Annotated in this window: 10 protein-coding genes; 6 read left to right on the top strand and 4 right to left on the bottom strand. The window is 71.0% G+C overall.

What is annotated here, in order from left to right:
- Positions 1-111: 111 nt before the first annotated feature.
- The 3 genes from AVKW3434_RS23830 to AVKW3434_RS23820 all read left to right on the top strand — a co-directional run bounded on the left by AVKW3434_RS23830 (position 112) and on the right by AVKW3434_RS23820 (position 1,540).
- Positions 112-429: an NIPSNAP family protein gene (locus tag AVKW3434_RS23830; RefSeq protein ID WP_284407816.1), complete on the top strand. Its 318-nt coding sequence runs from the start codon at positions 112-114 to the stop codon at positions 427-429.
- Positions 430-551: 122 nt separating this feature from the next.
- Complete coding sequence (locus AVKW3434_RS23825) at positions 552-929, top strand: hypothetical protein (RefSeq protein WP_284407815.1); 378 nt, start codon at positions 552-554, stop codon at positions 927-929.
- Complete coding sequence (locus AVKW3434_RS23820; protein ID WP_284407814.1) at positions 920-1,540, top strand: hypothetical protein; 621 nt, start codon at positions 920-922, stop codon at positions 1,538-1,540. Before AVKW3434_RS23825 ends, AVKW3434_RS23820 begins: the two co-directional genes overlap by 10 nt.
- 43 nt (positions 1,541-1,583) lie before the next feature.
- Here the strand turns inward: AVKW3434_RS23820 and AVKW3434_RS23815 are convergent, their stop codons facing one another.
- Together AVKW3434_RS23815 and AVKW3434_RS23810 are read right to left on the bottom strand one after the other, a co-directional pair.
- Positions 1,584-3,020, bottom strand: coding sequence for a sensor histidine kinase (locus AVKW3434_RS23815; RefSeq protein WP_284407813.1), 1,437 nt, complete (start codon positions 3,018-3,020; stop codon positions 1,584-1,586).
- Positions 3,017-3,736, bottom strand: coding sequence for a response regulator transcription factor (locus AVKW3434_RS23810; protein WP_284407812.1), 720 nt, complete (start codon positions 3,734-3,736; stop codon positions 3,017-3,019). Before AVKW3434_RS23810 ends, AVKW3434_RS23815 begins: the two co-directional genes overlap by 4 nt.
- Positions 3,737-3,848: 112 nt before the next feature.
- Between AVKW3434_RS23810 and AVKW3434_RS23805 the strand changes: the two genes are divergently transcribed.
- The 3 genes from AVKW3434_RS23805 (at position 3,849) to AVKW3434_RS23795 (ending at position 9,637) form a co-directional block, all read left to right on the top strand.
- On the top strand, positions 3,849-5,207 hold the full coding sequence (locus tag AVKW3434_RS23805; protein ID WP_284407811.1) for a TolC family protein: 1,359 nt from the start codon (positions 3,849-3,851) through the stop codon (positions 5,205-5,207).
- 78 nt (positions 5,208-5,285) lie between these two features.
- Positions 5,286-6,530 (top strand): efflux RND transporter periplasmic adaptor subunit, encoded by a 1,245-nt coding sequence (locus AVKW3434_RS23800; protein WP_502869171.1) that lies wholly within the window; start codon positions 5,286-5,288, stop codon positions 6,528-6,530.
- Complete coding sequence (locus tag AVKW3434_RS23795; RefSeq protein ID WP_284407809.1) at positions 6,527-9,637, top strand: efflux RND transporter permease subunit; 3,111 nt, start codon at positions 6,527-6,529, stop codon at positions 9,635-9,637. Before AVKW3434_RS23800 ends, AVKW3434_RS23795 begins: the two co-directional genes overlap by 4 nt.
- Before the next feature lie 83 nt (positions 9,638-9,720).
- On the opposite strand, the gene AVKW3434_RS23790 is transcribed toward AVKW3434_RS23795, so the two are convergent.
- Positions 9,721-11,376 (bottom strand): methyl-accepting chemotaxis protein, encoded by a 1,656-nt coding sequence (locus AVKW3434_RS23790; RefSeq protein WP_284407808.1) that lies wholly within the window; start codon positions 11,374-11,376, stop codon positions 9,721-9,723.
- Between the two features lie 106 nt (positions 11,377-11,482).
- Complete coding sequence (locus AVKW3434_RS23785; protein WP_284407807.1) at positions 11,483-13,837, bottom strand: heavy metal translocating P-type ATPase; 2,355 nt, start codon at positions 13,835-13,837, stop codon at positions 11,483-11,485.
- Positions 13,838-13,853 lie beyond the last annotated feature (16 nt).

Below are 13,853 nucleotides of genomic sequence, written 5' to 3'. Positions count from 1 at the left end.
ACGAGCAGCGGCCCCACCTGTCCCTAGAATACAAAACGCCCGATGCGGTGCACCGGGCGTCTCTTGCAAGCCAATTACGGCTAGGGTTCAGTCCCGCATAGGTGTCAACCTATTCCAGGACGGGTCATCACCTGCTACCTGCGCTACGTCATCGACCCCCACCAGCTCGCCGAATTCGAGCACTACGGCAAGCTCTGGATCCCGCTGGTGGAGAAATTCGGCGGCCAGCACCACGGCTATTTCCTGCCGTCCGAAGGCGCGAACAACATCGCGCTGGCGCTGTTCACCTTTCCCTCGCTGGCGGCGTACGAGACCTACCGCGCGCAGTCGATGCAGGACCCGGAATGCCTCGCCGCCTTCCGCTACGCGCAGGAAACGCGCTGCATCCTGAGCTACGAGCGCAGCTTCTTCCGGCCCGTTTTCGAATGATGGGTACGGAGCTTGATATTTAGTTACGTCATCTTGCAATTTTGAAGGCTGCGTGCATCCGAACCTCTTTATATTTCGTTCCGCTTGACAGAATTCAAACGCATTCAAAAAGGAGGTTCTCCATGTCCAATCCCGTTGCCAAGGGCGACGCTGCCGACAAATCGCAGGATGAACTCAGAGCGATGATCGAATCGTTCTTCCGGTTCGCCCATGTCCAAGTGCCGTGGGACGGCACCGTGAACGACAGCGTGGCCCTCGTGTTCCACCAGATGCTGTTGGAAACCGCCAAATGTTCTAAGGCCATGTCTTTCGTTCCCCGCCCCGCAGGCGGGCCGCCTTCCGTGCTGTGGCTTGCTACGCAGTTGGCGACCACAGGCTATCGGAACATCGAAAACAAATTCACCGTTTCCTGCGCCAAGAAAGTCATTGGCAATTTCCGCTCCCCTTTCGAACTGGCAGCCACGGGCATCGCGGCCCTGAGGTTCATGCCATGCGCCTGAAGCCGCTGCTTTTCTGCGCCCTGCTGCACGCATCGCTGGTAGGCTCCGCCTTCGCCGGCGAGAAGGGCATGCTGGAAAACCGCGATTGGCCGCCGTACCAGCGTTGCTCCGGATGCGTGGCCTTGCAGTACGGCTGGTTGGAACTGAAAGTCCCCCGGCATCTGGTGGGCAAGTTCTTCGTGCCGCCAGGGGGGGATCCCTTCGTCATCCTCGCGCCCACCGAGAACAACATGCCCGACGGCCTCGTGGACGGCCCCATTATTCAACTGAAGGATTTCGCCAAGCTGCAAGAGCTTTACCAAAAGCTCGGCGTGCTGGAAAAGCATGGCATCCAGACGCCGCTGGCGTTCTACGAGTTGCTGGGGCAGGCCAATTTGGGCGATCCCGTGATCGACCGGGCCCGCAAGGTCGAGGGCATTGCGAATTCGGTGCACTACGAGAAATTCTCCAAGGGCCCCTTCACCGCCATCCGCATCCAGGACATAGAGCCCAGCCGGGATCTTCTGTACATCTTCACCCCCGATCCCGAGCACTACTACATGGTGTCCGGGCGCCTGTCGCCCGCGCTGTTCAGGCAACTGATGTCGCATCTGAAATTGGTCAAGTTCTGACCCGCAGCCGTGCATGCTGCACATCCCGACGCGGGCACTGCACTCACCCAGCGAACACCAGTCGCACGCAAAGGCCTTCGCCCTGCGGCCCAGGCTCCAGCGCCAGGCGCACGCCCAGCAGTTCGGCGTAGCGCGCCACGATGGCGAGGCCCAGGCCCGCGCCCTGCCCCAGGCGCTCGCCCTCACGGCCCTGGGCCCAGCGCTGCAGCAGGTCCGTGCGCTGCGCGGCCGACAGGCCCGGGCCGTTGTCGACCACGGCCAGTACGGTCGCTTCGCGGCCATCGACCGTGGCCTCGCGCGAGATTTCCACGGTCACGCGGGGCCGCGTGCCGGCGCCCGGGCGGCCGTAGCGCAGGGCGTTGTCGATCAGGTTGCCCAGCACCCCTTCGATGAGCAGCGGCTGGCCCTGCACGACCACGGGCTGGTCCAGGCCGGTGGCGCCCAGGTCCACGCCCGCCGCATCGGCGCGGGGCAGAAAGCGCAGCACGGCGTCGCGCGCCAGCTCGTCCAGGGCCACGGGCTGGCGGGGCATGGCGCCGCGGGCCTCGTCGGCCAGGGCCAGCGCGAGCAGCTGGTCCACCAGGTGGCTGGCGCGGGCCTCGCTGTCGGCAATGCCGGCCAGCTGCTCGCGCCACACGGCGGGGTCCCTGTGGGCCAGGCCGTAGCCCGCCAGCGCGCGGATGCCCGCCAGCGGGGTGCGCAGTTCATGCGCCACGTTGCCGGCGAACTCGCGCTGCGCGCGCACCCCCTGCGCCACGCGCGCGAGCAGGTCGTTCACCGCGGCGCCCAGGTGCTGCACGTCGCGGGTGGAGGCCTCCACGGGCACGGGCGCCAGGTCGCGCGCGTCGCGGCGGTCCAGCGCCTGCTGGAACGCGGCCAGGGGCTGCAGGTCGCGCTGGATGGCGCGGCGCAGCCACACGGCCAGCGCCACCAGCAGCAGCAGTTGCGACACGCCCGAATACAGCAGCACGCTGCGCAGCATGGCGCTGCGGCTGTGCACGGTCTGCGCGGTGACGACCTCGAACGGCAGGGGCTCTCGCACATCGAGCCGCACCGCGCGCAGCGCCCGGCCATGGAACTGGATGTCGGAGAACCGGTAGGCCTCGTCGCCGCGCGGCGGCGGCACCGGCATGCCGCCGGCATTGCCCGCCAGCATGGAGCCATCGGGCCGCAGCACCGCGAAGTACACCGTCTCCACCTGGTCGAACAGCACGGCCTTGACCTCGCGCGAGGTGAGCGCGAAATCGAGCCCATCACCCTTGGCGCGCACGTTGGCGGCCACCGCGTAGGCATCGTCGAGCAGCGAGCGGTCGAACGCGCGCTGGGTGAAGGCATTGGCCAGCAGCACCGAGCCGGCCGTGCCCACCAGCCACGTGAGGCCCAGCGGCACCAGCACGTGGCGCAGCAGCCGCGCCTGCAGCGAGCGGGGCTCGCGCTGCGCAGGCGCCGGCGGGAGCGAGGGGGGATGGGTGGCGGTCATGGCGCGCCGGGCCCGCCCGCCTCGGGCTCCACCATGTAGCCCAGGCCGCGCAGCGTGCGGATGCCCGCGCCGCTGCCCTGCAGCTTCTTGCGCAGGCGGGAGATGAAGGCCTCCAGCGCGTTGTCGCCCAGCGCCTCGTCGAAGTCGGAGAGCTTGTCCGACAGGGTGCGCTTGCTCACCACGCGCCCGGGCGGCGTCATCAGCTCCCACAGCACCTCGAATTCGCGCGCGGGCAGTTCGGCCGGCGCGCCGTGCAGGGTGAAGCGGCGCGCCCGGCGGTCCAGCACCAGGGCGCCGACGGCGGCACGGTCGTCCGCGCCCAGCGTGCGCCGGGCCAGGGCCCGCAGGCGGGCCTCCACCTCGGCCAGATCGAAGGGCTTGCCCAGGTAGTCGTCGGCGCCGGCGTCCAGGCCGGCGATGCGCTCCTCGGTGCGGTCGCGCGCGGTGAGCACCAGCACCGGCGTGCGGTCGCCCCGGGCCCGCGCCGCGCGCAGCACCGTGAGGCCGCTGGCCGTTGCGCTGGCGAGGGCGCCGCCTGGCGGGCCGCCCTGCGGCAGGTTCAGGTCCAGCAGCACGGCATCGAAGGGCTGCACGCTCCAGAAGTGGTGCGCCTCGGCCACGCTGGCGGCGGCATCCACGCGGTGGCCCGCATCGGTCAGGCTGCGCAGCATCACGCCGCGCAGCACGTCATCGTCTTCCACGACCAGGATTCGCATGGGTTGGGGCTGGGTTGTTGGGCGGCTGTGCGGTGCGCCGGGGCGAGGGGTACGCAGTTTCCGCAGTCCCGAGGTCAGGTAGCGGTCAGGCACCCCCGCCGATAAACGCGGCATGAGCATACGACACCCCTGCATCCTCCTTTGCGCCCTGGCCTGCGCACTGCCGGGCTGGAGCCAGACCCGCGCCTCCGACAGCCCCGCGGCACCCGTCGCCACGGTCCCTGCCGCTGCCCCCCTGGCGCCGCAGTGGACGCTGGCGCAGGCCCTGGCCGCCGCCCGCGACAACAGCGACGTGATCCAGTCCCGCCAGGCCCTGGCCGCGGCGCGCGCCGACGTGCTGAGCGCCGACCATGCCCCCTTGCCGGTGTTCAGCTCCAAGGCCACCTCCATGGACCTGCAGCACGGCCTGGGGCCCGGCAACGTGCTCACGCGCAAGCGCATCGACAAGTCGGTGGGCATCGACTGGACCTGGGAGCGCGGCAACAAGCGCGAGCTGCGAACGCAGGCCGCCCAGCGCGCCGCCGATGCGGCCCAGGCGGATGTGGAAGACACGCAGACCCAGCAACTGCAGGCCGCACTGGCCGCCTACTACGACCTGCTGGCCGCGCAAGAGCGCGTGCGCGAAACCGCCGAGATCGAGCGCAGCGTGGCCGAGCTGGCCCGCCTGGCCGACCGCCGTGTGAAGGCGGGCGACCTGTCCGCGCAGGACGCGTCGCGCACCCGCATCGAGGCCGAGCGCGCCCGCGCCGACACGCAGGCCGCCACCCAACTGCAGGAGCAGGCCGCGCTGGCGCTGGCGCAGGTCACGGCCAGCAGCCTGGCGGTGCAGGCCGGCGGCACCGACTGGCCGGCCCTGCCCCCGGCCGCCGCCCTGGGCGCGGCCCCCGGCAGCGGCCCGCTGGACGGCGGCGGCGATCTGGGCGCCTGGGCCGAAGCCCGGGCCGACGTGCGCGCCGCCATCGCACGCGTGCAATCCGCCCAGGCGGCGCTGGACAACGCCAGTGCCCTGCGCAAGTCCGACTGGACGGTGGGTGCCTCGGTGGACCACTATCCCGGCACCTCCAACCGCCTGCTGGAAGTGCGCGTGCAGATCCCACTGCAATGGGGCTACCAGTTCCAGGGCGAGATCGGCCGCGCCCAGGCCGAGCTGACCCGCGCGCAGGACGCACTGGACAACACGCGCCGCCTGGCCCTTTTGGACCTGCAGCACCTGCAGCAGGCCGCGCTGAGCGCCGCGCGCCGCGCCGCCAGCTACGACGAAGGCGTGCTGCCGCGCGCCCGCCAGGTGGCGCAGAGCGCCGAGCTGGCGTACCGCAAGGGCGCCATGCCGCTGACCGACCTGCTGGATGCCCAGCGCACCCTGCGCGCCACGGCGCTGGAGGCGCTCTCGGCCCGTGCCGACTATGCCAAGGCCCAGGGCGCCTGGCTGCTGCGCACGCAGCCGCAAACCCTGCTGGGCAGCCTGCCCTGAACGCCCCCGCCCCAAGTCCAGCCACGCCAATCCATGCCCCGCCGTTCCCCTTCCACCTCTCGTATCGCGAAGTCCACCATGGTGCACCCTGCCCTCTCCCTACCGCGCCTGACCACCTGCGGCCTGCTTGTCCTCGCCCTGGGCGGTGGCGCGCTGCTGCAAGGCTGCAGCAAGGCCGCCGAACCCGCCGCGGCGCCGGAAGCCGCACCCCCCATCGCCCAGTCGGGGCAGCTGCGCTTTCCGCCCGGCCATCCGCAGCTGGCGCTGCTGACCGTGGCCGCCGCGCGCGCCAGCAAGGACATCGCCGTCGACCTGCCCGCACGCCTGGTGTGGAACGAGGAACGCACCCAGCGCGTGTACCCCGCGTTCGCCGGCCGCGTCACGGCCATCCGCGCCGACCTGGGCCAGTCGGTCAAGGCGGGCGCGCCGCTGGCGCTGCTGGCCTCGCCCGACTTCGGCCAGGCCCAGGCGGACACGGCCAAGGCCCGCGCCGACCAGTCGTTCGCCCAGCAGGGCCTGCGCCGCCAGCGGGAACTGTTCGAAGCCGGCATCGTGGCCCGCAAGGACCTGGAGCAGGCCGAGGCCGACGCCGCGCGCGCCCAGGCCGAAGTGGCCCGCGCCGCCGCGCGCACCAGCCTCTACGGCGGCGGCAACGCCGTGAACCAGCAGCTCGCGCTCACGGCCGGCATGGCGGGCGTGGTGGTGGAGCGCAACCTCAATCCCGGCCAGGAGGTGCGGCCCGACCAGTCCGGCCCCGGCAACCCGGCGCTGTTCGTGGTGACCGACCCCGCCTCGCTGTGGGTGCAGATCGACGCGCGCGAGGGCGACCTGGCCTCGCTGCGCCCCGGCGACAGCTTCACGCTGCAGGTGCCGGCCTACCCCGAGGCCACCTTCACCGGCCGCGTGACCGCCGCGGCCGACGCGATCGATCCCGGCACGCGCACGCTCAAGGTGCGCGGCGTGGTGCCCAATGCCGACCGGCGCCTGAAGGCCGAGATGCTGGCCACCGTGCACGTGCAGGAAAGCCGCGAGAGTGGGGTCGTCATCCCCGCCGCCGCCGTCACCCTGAATGGCACGCAGCACACCGTGTACGTGCAGCGCGAGCCCGGCGTGTTCGAGCCGCGCAAGGTGGTGCTGGGCTACGAAGGCCCGCGCGAGGTGGTCGTCTCCCGCGGGCTGGAAGCCGGCGAGAAGGTGGTGGCCGAGAACGTGCTGCTGCTGGCCCGCCAGTTCCAGGCCGCCGAGGAAGACGCGCCCGCACCGGTACCCGGCGCGCCCGCCAGCCCGGCGGGCGGCAAGGCGGAAGGGACGGCCAAGCCATGAGGCGCCTCATCCACTACGCGCTGCACCAGCCGCTGTTCATCGTGCTGGGCACGGTGCTGTTCGCCCTGGCGGGATTCATCTCGTTCAAGAACCTGTCCGTCGAGGCCTTTCCCGACGTGACGGACACCCAGGTGACGGTGATCGCCCTGTACCCGGGCCGCGCGCCCGAGGAAGTCGAAAAGCAGGTCACCCTGCCCATCGAGACGGCCCTGGCGGGCCTGCCCAATTCGATCCGCGTGTTCTCGCACACGCAGTTCGGCCTCTCGTTCAGCGTGGTCACATACGACGACGCGGCCAACACGAACATCGTGCGCCAGCAGGTGGCCGAGCGGCTGTCCAGCATCGACCTGCCGCCCGGCGTGCAGGCCGAGATCGCGCCCAACGCCACACCGGTGGGCGAGATCATGCGCTACCGCCTCAAGGGCGACGGCCTGTCGACCACCGACATCCGCACCGTGGAGGACTGGACGGTGGAGCGCGCGCTGCGCCAGGTGCCCGGCGTGGCCGACGTGGTGGCCATGGGCGGCTCGATCAAGCAGTACGAGGTGCAGCCCGACATGGACCGGCTGCGCGCGTACAAGGTCACGTTCCAGAACCTGCTGGACGCGCTGGGCCGGGGCAACGCCAACGCCGGCGGCAGCTACGTCGCGCAGGGCGCGCAGCAGTACACCATCCGCGGGCTGGGCCTGCTGCGCTCGGCCGACGACATCGGCCGCATCGTGGTGGCCTCGCGCAACGGCACGCCCGTGCTGATCCGCGACATCGGCCAGGTCAAGATCGGCGCCGTGCCGCGCCTGGGCGTGGTCGGCCAGGACCTGGACGACGACGTGGTCACCGGCATCGTCGTGATGCGCAAGGGCGAGAACCCGAGCGTGGTGCTCAAGGGCGTGAAGGACCGCATCGCCGAACTGAACGCGCGCGGCCTGCCGCCGGGCGTGCAGATCGTGCCGTTCTACGACCGCACCTGGCTCATGGACAAGACGCTCACCACCGTGTTCCACAACCTCGTGGAAGGCGCGCTGCTGGTGGCGCTGGTGCTGTACATCTTCCTGTCCAACCTGCGCGCCAGCCTGGCCGTGGTGGTGGTCATTCCGCTGGCCCTGCTCTCGACTTTCATGGGCCTCAAGATCATGGGCGTGCCGGCCAACCTGCTGAGCCTGGGCGCCATGGACTTCGGCATCATCGTGGACGGCGCGGTGATCGTGATCGAGAACATCATGCACCGCCTGGCCGAGCGCGGCGAGGACATGGACGACCGCGACCGGCGCGACACCATCATCGAGGCCGCCGGCGAAGTGGGCCGGCCCACGCTGTTTTCGATGCTCATCATCATCGCGGCGCACATCCCCATCTTCGCGCTGCAGCGCCACGAAGGCCGCATCTTCCAGCCCATGGCGCTGTCGGTCTCGGCCGCGCTCGTCGGCTCGCTGATCTTCTCGCTCACCCTGGTGCCGCTGCTGGCCTACTGGATGCTGCGCAGGAAGCTGCCGCACGGCGACAACCGCGTGGTCACCCTCGCCAAGCGCGCCTACGCCCCGGTGCTGGACTGGGCCCTGGCCCGCCGCCGCACGGTGGTGGTGATCGCGCTGGCCGTGTTCGGCCTGGCGCTGGTGGCCGCCTCGCGCCTGGGCTCGGAATTCCTGCCCGAGCTGGACGAGGGCACCACCTGGGTCAACTTCACCCTCTCGCCCAACGTCTCCACCGACGAGGCGGCGCGCGTGCTGCGCATGGCCCGCAAGGCCCTGCTGAGCGTGCCCGAGGTGCGCACCACGGTCTCCAAGGCCGGCCAGCCCGAGGACGGCACCGACCCCAAGACCATCTCCATGGCCGAGATCTTCGTGGACGTGAAGCCCGAGGACCAATGGCGCCCCGGCATGACGCGCGAGAAGATCACCGAGGAGATGGGCCGCGCGCTGTCGGCCATTCCCGGCATCGACCCCGCGTTCTCGCAGCCCATCCGCGACAACGTGCTGGAGTCGATCTCGCAGATCAAGGGCCAGATCGTCATCAAGCTCGCGGGCGACGACCTGGTGGAGATGAAGCGCATCACCGACGAGATCGCACGCGAGATCAAGCAGGTGCAGGGCGTGGCCCGCGCCGAGATCGACCGCGACGGCCAGGTGCCGCAGCTGCTGCTGGACATCGACCGCGACCGCGCCGCGCGCTACGGCCTGAACGTGGGCGACATCCAGGACGTGATCGAGGCCGCCCTCGCCGGCAAGGCCGCCACCAGCCTGTGGGAGGGCGAGCGCAAGTTCGCCGTGGCCGTGCGCCTGCCCAAGGACGAACGCGTGATCTCCAACCTGCCGCGCACCCCCATCGCCACGCCCGACGGCGGCTACGTGCAGCTGGGCGACGTGGTGCACATCCGCGAGGGCACGGGCGCCATGAACATCGCCCGCGAGGCCGGACGCCGCACCACGGCCATCGGCATCTTCATCGCGGGCCGCGACATGGGCTCGGTGGTGGCCGACATGAAGGCCCGCGTGGAAAAGAACGTCAAGATCCCGTCCAACTACCAGGTCAACTGGTCAGGCGAGTTCGAGAACCAGGAGCGCGCGATGAAGCGCCTGTCGGTGGTGGTGCCCATCTCGCTGCTGCTGATCTTCGTGCTGCTGTTCGACGCCTTCAAGTCGTTCAAGATGGCCTCGCTGATCCTCATCAACGTGCCGCTGGCGCTCATCGGCGGGTTCATCGCGCTGTGGGTGTTCGGCATCCCGCTGTCGGTGTCGGCCGCCATCGGCTTCATCGCGCTGTCGGGCCAGGCGGTGCTCAACGGCGTGGTGATGCTCTCGGTGTTCCAGCAGCTGCAGTCGGGCGGCATGGCCGTGGTCGATGCCGTGCGCCAGGGCTCCATGCAGCGCCTGCGCACGGTGCTGATGACCGCCATGCTCGCCATGCTGGGCCTCTTGCCCATGGCCCTGTCGCACGAGATCGGCTCGGAGACGCAGCGGCCCCTGGCCATCGTGGTGATCGGCGGGCTGGTGACGGCGACGCTGCTGACGCTGGTGGTGCTGCCGGCGCTGTATGTGGCGTGGTTCGGGCCGCGCAAGGGCCGTGCCGGTGAACCCTCGCCCGGCGGCGAGCCCCCCAAGGCGTTGACCTGAAAGCCCCCCGGCCCGCGCCGCCACGGCGCCGGTCGGGGAAACAGGGAACAGGAAAGGCAGGGAGAACCGGCCCTCCCGCCGGGTCAGCCCCCGGTGAGCTGCGGCCGCACCGGGCCGCTGGAGGCAGGCAGGCCCTGCAGCGCCGCACCAGCTTGCACGGACGCGTAGGCCTGCCCGTCGGCCAGATGGAACTGCTGCACCACCTGCGACAGGCGCGCGGCCTGCTCGCGCAGCGATTCGGCGGCGGCGGCGGATTGCTCCACCAGCGCGGCGTTCTGCTGCGTCATGCGGTCGATCTCGCCCACCGAGCCGTTGACCTGGCCGATGCCGGTGGTCTGCTCGGCCGAGGCGGAATTGATCTCGCCGATGATGTCCGACACGCGCTGCACGCTGTCCACGATTTCCTTCATGGCCGCGCCGGCATCCTCGACATGGCGCACGCCGCCGTCCACCGCGGTCACGCTGGAGCTGATCAGCGCCTTGATTTCCTTGGCCGCTTCGGCCGAGCGCTGGGCCAGGCTGCGCACCTCGCCGGCCACCACCGCGAAGCCGCGGCCCTGTTCGCCCGCGCGGGCCGCTTCCACGGCCGCGTTCAGCGCCAGGATGTTGGTCTGGAAGGCGATGCCGTCGATCACGCCGATGATGTCGCTGATCTTGCGGCTGGAGCTGGAGATCTCGTGCATGCTGGCCACGGCCTGCTGCACCACGCTGCCGCCGCGCGTGGCGATGCCCGAGGCGGACGACGCCAATTGGTTGGCCACCTGCGAGGACGATGCCGTCTGCTGCACCGTGGTGGTGAGCTCCGCCAGCGAGGCCACGGCCTCCTGGGCGTTGCTGGCCGTCTGCTCGGTGCGGCCGGACAGGTCCTGGTTGCCGGTGGCGATTTCGGCACTGGCGGTGGCGATGCTGCCGCTCGCATCGCGCACCTGCGAGACCAGCGCCCCCAGGCCCTGCTGCATGTCGTCCAGCGCGCGCTGCAGGTCGGCCACTTCGTCGCGGCCCTCCACCTGCACCCGCTGCGAGAGGTCGCCGCCGGCAATGGCCTGCGCCATGCGCTGGGCCTCGGCCAGCGGACGGCAGATGGACACCATGTTGAGCAAGGTCAGCGGCACCACCACCACGATGGTGATGAGCACCGCCAGCACGAACAGCCACTGGGTTTCGCCGGACACCTGCTTTTGCCGGGCGGCCACCTCGGCCACCTCGTTGCGCAGGCTGGTATCGAGCTGGACCATGAGCTTGTCGGCCTCGGCGAACTCGGCCACGGCCTTGCCGCTCATGCGGTTGGCGATGGTGGCCGTGTCGTAGCCGCCGGCCTCCAGCTGCCGCGCCACGTGCGCGAACTGTTCGCGGTAGCTGTCCAGCCGCTTGACGATGTCGCGCACCAGGGCGTTGTCCGGGTCTTCGGGGCCTTCGAGGAAGCGGGCCGCGACCTTCTTGGCGCGGTCCAGGCTGGCCAGCCAGGCCGTGTGCGCCTGCTTGACGCCCTCGGGCTTCTCGTACTGGATGATCATGTCCTTCTCGAACTGGCGGATGGCTCCCATCTCGCCGCGCAGCTCGGCCATGTAGCCCACCTCGGAGAAGGAATTCGCCATGAATTCCTCGCTCATCGCGTGGATGCGGAACATGCCCAGCATGCCTGCGCCCCCCAGCAATCCCAGCAAACCCAGCACCACGCCGATCGCACCCAGCATGCGTACCCGGATGGAAAAACCCCGCATGAGCGAAAAGAAATTCATAGTTGTCGTCCTCTAATCTCTTCGGTGACCAGCAAAAGGATGCCCACCATATGCAACCAAACGTTGCAGTGTGCCAGACCTGCCGACTTTTAACCGAATGTAACTATCAAACGCGCCAGCGCTTCAATAGCAAAGCGTTCGCCATCACACTCACCGAGCTGAGGGCCATGGCCGCGCCCGCCACCACGGGGCTCAGGTAGCCCAGTGCGGCCAGGGGAATGCCGGCCACGTTGTAGGCAAACGCCCAGAACAGGTTCTGCCGGATCTTGGCGACCGTGCGGTGCGAAATGTCCAGCGCCGCGGTCACCAGGCGGGGGTCGCCGCGCATCAGGGTGATGCCCGCGGCCTGCATGGCCACATCGGTGCCGTTGCCCATGGCCATGCCCACGTCGGCGGCGGCCAGGGCCGGCGCGTCGTTCACGCCGTCGCCCACCATGGCCACCGCGTGGCGTGCCGGGCGGTGAGCGCCCGGCCCCGCCGCGGCCTCGGACCGCAGGCGCGCCACGCATGCCGCCTTGTCGCCGGGCAGCACCTCGGCCATCACCTCGCCGGCATCCGGGTCCAGCCCCAGGCGGCGCGCCATGGCCTCGGCCGCGCCCCGGTGGTCGCCCGACACCATCACCACGCGCAGGCCGCGCGCCCGCAGCGCCGCCAGGGCCTCGCGCGCGCCGGGCTTGGGCTCGTCGCCGAAGGCCAGCAGCGCCCGCAGCACCCACGCCGGGCCGGCCGTACCCTCGCCCGTTGGCACTTCGCCCGGCGGTGCCTCGGCCACCGCCGACACGGTGGCACCGGCCGATTGCAGCGCGGCGGCGGGTGCGGCCAGGGCGCCCAGCGGCACGCCCAGTTCCTCCATCCAGCGCAGGCTGCCCACGCGAAAATGGCGCCCGGCCGCCGTGCCCTCGGTGCCCCGGCCCGGCACGGCGCTCACGGCCTGCGGCGCGGGCACACCCAAGCCGCGGCGGCGGGCCTCCTGCACCACGGCGCGGGCCAGCGGGTGTTCGCTGCCGCCCTGCACGCCGGCCACCGCCGCGAGCAACGCGTCACCGTCCTGCCCGGGCGCCACCTCGAAGGCGGTCAGCCGGGGCTGGCCCACCGTCAGCGTGCCCGTCTTGTCGAAGGCGACCGTGCCCACGCGGTGCGCGCGCTCCAGCGCCTCGGCGTCCCGGATCAGGATGCCGTGCCGGGCCGCCACGCCCGTGCCCGCCATGATGGCCGCCGGCGTCGCCAGGCCCAAAGCGCAGGGGCAGGCGATCACCAGCACCGCCACGGCGTGGATCACCGCCGCCTCGCCGCCGGCGCCCACCCAGAGCCAGCCCAGCAGCGTGGCCAGCGCGATGCCCAGCACCACCGGCACGAACACCGCCGACACCCGGTCCACCAGCCGCTGGATCGGCGCCTTGCCGGCCTGCGCGTCTTCCACCAGCCGGATGATGCGGGCCAGCACCGTCTCGGCCCCCACGGCCGACACCTGCACCACCACCCGCCCGTCGCCGTTGATCGAGCCGCCCGTGAGCGCCTCGCCCGCGGTGCGCGGCACCGGCAGCGGCTCGCCGGTCAGCATGGATTCATCCACCTGCGTGTGCCCCTCCAGCACCGTGCCGTCCACGGGAATGCGCTCGCCCGGGCGCACCACGATCCGGTCGCCGGCCATCACCTCGGCCACGGGCACGTCCACCTCGCCATCGGCACCCACCAGGTGCGCCACGTCGGGCCGCAGGGCGTGCAGCGCCCGGATGGCCGCCGTGGTCTGGCGCTTGGCCCGCGCCTCCAGCCACTTGCCCAGCAGCACCAGCGTGATCACCACGGCCGAGGCCTCGAAGTACAGGTGCGGGGCGTGGCCGGCGGGCGCGGTCAGCCACAGCCAGAGCGACAGCCCGTAGCCCGCGCTGGTGCCGATCGCCACCAGCAGGTCCATGTTGCCGGAGCGCGCCTTGAGGGCGTGCCACCCCGCCTTGTAAAAGCGCGCGCCCAGCAAGAACTGCACGGGCGTCGCCAGCAGCCACTGCAGCCATGCCGGCAGCATGCCGTGCGGGCCGAGCAGCGCGCCGAAGCGCTCCGGTAACAGGCCCAGCAGCATCGGCAGCACCAGCGGCGCCGACAGCGCCAGTCCCAGGGCCACCGGCCCGAAGCCCGCCCAGGGCGACTGGCCGCGCGCCTCGGCGTCCTGCGCCTGCGGGGCGCGGGGCTCGTAGCCCGCGTTGCGCACCGCCCGGCGCAGCTGCGCCTCCATCGCCGCGCCCCCACCGGCCACACCAGCCACATCGGCAGCACTGGCCGCATAGACCACATGGGCCCGCTCGGTCGCCAGGTTGACCGTGGCCTCCTGCACACCCGGCACCTTGCGCAGTGCGCGCTCCACGCGGCCCGAGCAGCTCGCGCAGGTCATGCCGCCGATGCCCAGGTCGAGCGTGCCCGGGGCGGAATCGGAGGGGGATGGCGGGGCGGTGGGTGTCGGGTTCATGGTGGGCACCTTAAAC

This window comes from Acidovorax sp. SUPP3434 (assembly GCF_030159015.1).
Classification (GTDB): Bacteria; Pseudomonadota; Gammaproteobacteria; order Burkholderiales; family Burkholderiaceae_C; genus Paracidovorax.
Note: the sequence above shows the minus strand (reverse complement) of the source record. Positions and strands in the feature narration are given on the sequence as shown.